Source organism: Xanthomonas sp. LMG 12459 (assembly GCF_009192905.1).
Lineage (GTDB): Bacteria > Pseudomonadota > Gammaproteobacteria > Xanthomonadales > Xanthomonadaceae > Xanthomonas_A > Xanthomonas_A sontii.
In genome coordinates this window covers 1-4,628 of record NZ_NSGT01000010.1, presented here as the reverse complement: position 1 = coordinate 4,628, position 4,628 = coordinate 1, and the positions used below count along the sequence as shown (strand labels likewise).

Annotated in this window: 2 protein-coding genes; both read right to left on the bottom strand. The window is 68.9% G+C overall.

Going from position 1 to position 4,628, the window contains the following annotated elements; genetic code table 11:
* A partial coding sequence (locus CEK65_RS02560) for a TonB-dependent receptor (RefSeq protein WP_152180672.1) occupies positions 1 to 2,071 on the bottom strand: 2,071 nt, incomplete at its 3' end.
* A 313-nt stretch (positions 2,072 to 2,384) separates the two neighbouring features.
* A partial coding sequence (locus CEK65_RS02555) for a TonB-dependent receptor (RefSeq protein ID WP_152180671.1) occupies positions 2,385 to 4,628 on the bottom strand: 2,244 nt, incomplete at its 5' end.

Below are 4,628 nucleotides of genomic sequence, written 5' to 3'. Positions count from 1 at the left end.
TCGTCTGGTCCTTCGGGTAGCTGTCTTCCAGGCGGCCGATCTCGTCGCGGCCCAGGGTGGTCTGGGTCGAGCCGATCGCGGCCAGCGCCTGCGGCTGGGTCACCGCATGGGTGATGTCGGTCTTGCTGTAGCCGTAGCTGGCGGTGAGGTCCAGCGTGCTGGCCGCCAGCGGGATGCTGTAGGTGCCGACCACGTCGACGCCGCGGGTGCGGGTGTCGGCGGCGTTGCTGAAGTAGCGCACGCTGGTGACGTTGCTGTAGCCGAGCTGGCGCAGTTTGCCCAGCACCGCCGCGTCGTTGAGGTTGGACGACAGCAGGATGCGGTCGTCGATCTCGATCTGGTACGCGTCCACGGTCAGGTACAGGCGCTCGACCGGCTGCAGCACCAGGCCCAGGCTGTAGGACAGCGAGGTCTCGGCCTTCAGCGGCGCGGCGCCCAGCGCCTGGGCCACGGCGCTGTTCACCGGGAAGGTGCCGGATTCGAAGAAGCTGCCGTTGATGTAGCTGCTGGTCACCGCCTGGTACTGCTGCTGCGCCAGCGACGGCGCGCGGAAGCCGCTGGCGACGGTGCCGCGCAGCGCCACCTTGTCGGTGAACGCGTAGCGCGCCGACAGCTTGCCGGAGGTCTTGCTGCCGAAATCCGAGTAGTCCTCGTAGCGGCCGGTGAGGCCGGCGGAGAACTTGTCGGTGAGGTCGGCTTCCAGCCCCGCGTACACCGCGTAGTTGTGGCGGTCCGAATGCACGGCGTTGAGCGGCGCGAAGCCGGCGAAGCCCTGCGCGCCGCCGGTGGTGCCGGTGTACGAGGCCGGCTCGCCGGGCGACTGGTTCCACTTCTCCTGGCGGTACTCGGCGCCGAAGGACAGCGTCACCGGATAGGCCAGGCCCCATTCCAGCGGCTGGGTGAAGTCGGCATTGACCGCGTTCTGGGTGTACTCCAGCGCGCCGTCGTAGAAGCGACTCGGGCTGTCGACGCCGAGGCTGTAGTTGATGCTGTTGGCGGTGTGGAAGTCGACCTTGTTGTAGCCGTAGTTGTAGCTGACGTCCCAGGTGAAGCCGCCGGCGGTGCTGCCTTTCAGGCCGGCGACCAGCGAGCGGTCCTTGGAGTACTGCTCGATCTGCGGCACGTAGCCATCGGGATAGACCTGCACCAGCAGCGCGGTCTGGCCGTTGTGGTTGCGCGAGCGGTAGAACGCGAACGAGGTGATGTCGCGGTTGCTGGCGATCGCGGTGGCGTAGCCGGTGAGGTTGTCGCTGAAGCGGAACTCGCCGTTGGCCGAGACCGCGGTGGCGTCGACCTTGGGGTCGCCGTAGACGAAGGTGGTCTGGCCGATGCCGGGATAGTTGCCGGTGTTCGGCGCGGTGCCCTGGTAGGGGCCGGCGCGGTTGGTGGCGTCCTGCTGGCTGATCTGCCCGGCCACGTGCAGGCTGCCGCGGCCGTCGCCGAAGCCGACCCCGGTATCGCCGGAGAGCTGCGACTTGGCGCCGTCGCCGGCCGAGTACTTGCCGTGCTCCACGGCCAGGCTGCCGCCTTCGCCGGCGCCCTTGAGCACGATGTTGACCACGCCGGCGATGGCGTCGGAGCCGTACTGCGCCGAGGCGCCGTCGCGCAGCACTTCCACCCGCTCGATCGCGGCGATCGGGATCGCGTTGAGATCCACCGCCGAGGCGCCGCGGCCGATGGTGCCGTTGACGTTGATCATCGCCGAGGTGTGGCGGCGCTTGCCGTTGACCAGCACCAGCACCTGGTCGGGCGAGAGCCCGCGCAACTGCGCCGGGCGGATGCCGCTGGTGCCGTCGGTCAGCGCCGGGCGCGGGAAATTCAGCGAGGGCAGGGCGCGCGACAGCGCGGTCGCCAGTTCCGAGGTGCCGGTGGCCTGCAGTGCCTCGGGGGTGATGATGTCGATCGGCGATTGCGACTCGGCGACGGTGCGGTCGCTGACGCGGGTGCCGGTGACGATGACCGTATCCAATGTGCTGGGCGTGCTCGGCGCGTCGGACGCGGTCTGGGCGAAGGAGGGGGCGGCGAGGGCGGCGAGCACGGCGCTCGCCAGCAGCGACAACGGACGGTTCATGAAAACTCCAGCAGGTGCCGAAACGGCAGGCGGGGCATGCGGCGACCGGCAGGGCCGGCAGGCCGCGTCCTCAGGGATGTCTAATTATTTTTTAACATGCGTGCTGCGTCGCAGGATGCAAGCGCATGTTCTTATTCCATTGCGTTCTAAGGGGCGGCAGAACGCCGCGCGCCGCCGCCCGCAATGGGAAGGCACGCACAACGTCCCGGTAGCGTCCGCGCCCACCGGGACAGCGGCGGCATAGGCCTGTCGGCCGCGCGAGTCGCGCGTGGCGGACGTCGTCGCCCATCGCGGCGACGCCCGTCAGGGGCGCTCAGAAGCGGTAGCTCACCCGCCCGTACCAGTAGCGCCCGTTGAAGCCGAACGGCGACAGCGGCGAGTACTGCAGGCCGTTGGGGCGGTCGTCGTAGATGTTGTTCAGCGCGGTCCGGGTCGGGTACTGGTTGGTGACGTTGTCGGCGCCGACGGTGAAGGTGAGGTCGTGCCAGGCGTAGCTGGTGGACAGGTTCAGCAGCCAGCGCGCGGCGAAGGCCTGATCCTGGCTGCCGTCGGCGTCGTCGCCGCGGCGGGTGATGGCGCCGTAGCGGGTGGCGTCGCCATGCAGGGTCCAACCGGCCAGGCTCCAGTCGCCGCTGAGCACGTACTTGGTGCGCGGCGTGGCATCGGTCAGCAGGCCCTGGCTGGCGCGGCCGAAGTTCGGATCGGAGATCTCCAGGATCTCGATCTTGTTGTAGTTGGCGCTGAAACTGAGGTTGAGCGTGCCGGCGCGGTCGAGGTCGAGCAGGTAGTTGCTCACCCAGTCCACGCCGCGGGTGCGGGTGGTGGCGCCGTTGACGAAGAACTGCGCGGCGCTGACCTGGCCGATCGGCACGGCCAGCGAGATCTGGTCCGAATACAGGATCTGGTCCCAGATGCGGATCTGGTACAGGTCCAGGGTGGAATTGAAGCCGCCTCCGGGCTGCCAGACCGCGCCGATGCTGTAGTTGGTGGATTTCTCCGGCGCCAGCGGCTTGGCGCCGAGCGCGATGGCCACCGGATCGGAGGTGCGGTAGGTGCCGATCTGGCTGAGCACGCCGTCCACCGGCAGGGTCACCACCGAGGCGTAGTTCTGTTGCGCCAGCGAGGGCGCACGGAAGCCGTTGGAAATCGTGCCGCGCACGGCGAAGGCGTCGTTGAGCTGGTAGCGCGCCGACAGCTTGCCCGAGCGGGTGGTGCCGGCATCGCTGTAGTCCTCGTAGCGTGCGGCCACGCCGCCGGACAGGCGCTCGCTCAGGTCCGCTTCCAGGTCCGCGTACACCGCCTTGCTGTGGCGCTGGAACTGTCCCGCCACGGTCGGCGACAGGCCGGGGAACACTTGCGAACCGCCCGGATACGGTGCGCCAGTGTCCGGGTTGATGGCGTTCGGGTCGAAGTAGATCGAGGTGGGCGAGCCGGCCAGCACGGCGTACTTGTCCTGCCGGTACTCGGCGCCGAAGGCGAGGTTGACCGGATAGGCCAGGCCCCAGTCCAGGGACTTGCTGAAATCGGCGTTGAGCGCGTTCTGCTCGTTGCGGAAACCGCCGGCGTTGAAGCGCGTCGGCGAGGCGCCGGTGCTCCAGTACAGGTTGGTGTTGATGGTGTTGCGCAGGTCGAAGGTGACGTCGTTCTTGCCGTAGTCGGCGGAGACGTCCCAGGTCCAGCCGCTGTCGGTGCTGCCCTTGACGCCGAGCACCGCGGCGCGGTCGTTGGACGGGTTGTAGATCTGCGGCAGGAAGCCGTTGGGGTAGACCGCCGGCACGTTGCGGTCGCTGTTGTCCCAGGCGCGGTAGTAGCCGTTGGACAGCACCTCGCGGCGGCTGACGTTGGCGTAGCCGTACAGGTCGACGTGCGGGGTGAGCGCGTAGCCGAAGTTGACCAGCCCCTGATAGGTCTTCAGCGCGGGGTCGCCGTAGCGCTCGTAGGGAACGCCGCTGGGGTTGGCGGCCCCGGCCAGGGTGGTGGCCTTGTCGGTGTTCTCGGCGCGGTTGGTGTTCATCGCGTTGAGGTAGTTCCACGACACCCGCACCCAGCCCGGCGCCTCGCCGCCCGGCGCGCCGCCGAAGGCCAGCCCGTAGGAGCCGTCGATGCCGTTCTGCGCGCCGTCGCCCTTGTCCATGATGCCGCCGCTGACCGCGACGCTGTTGCTGCCGGCCTTGGCGCCGTGCTTGAGCACGATGTTGATGACGCCGGCGATGGCGTCGGAACCGTATTGCGCGGAGGCGCCGTCGCGCAGCACTTCGATGCGCGCGATCGCCGACATCGGAATCGAATTGAGGTCGGCCGGCGCCGAGCCGCGCCCGACCGACGGGTTGTAGTTGACCAGCGAGGTGGTGTGGTAGCGCTTGCCGTCCAGCAGCACCAGCACCGCGTCCGGCGACAGGCCGCGCAGGGTCGCCGGGCGCAACGCGTCGTTGCCGTCGTTGATCGCCGGGCGCGGGAAGTTCAGCGACGGCAGCAGCTTGCCGAGCGCGCTGGCGAGGTCGCTGGCGCCGGTGGCCTGCAGCGCCTCGGGTGCGATGATGTCGATCGGCGATTGCGA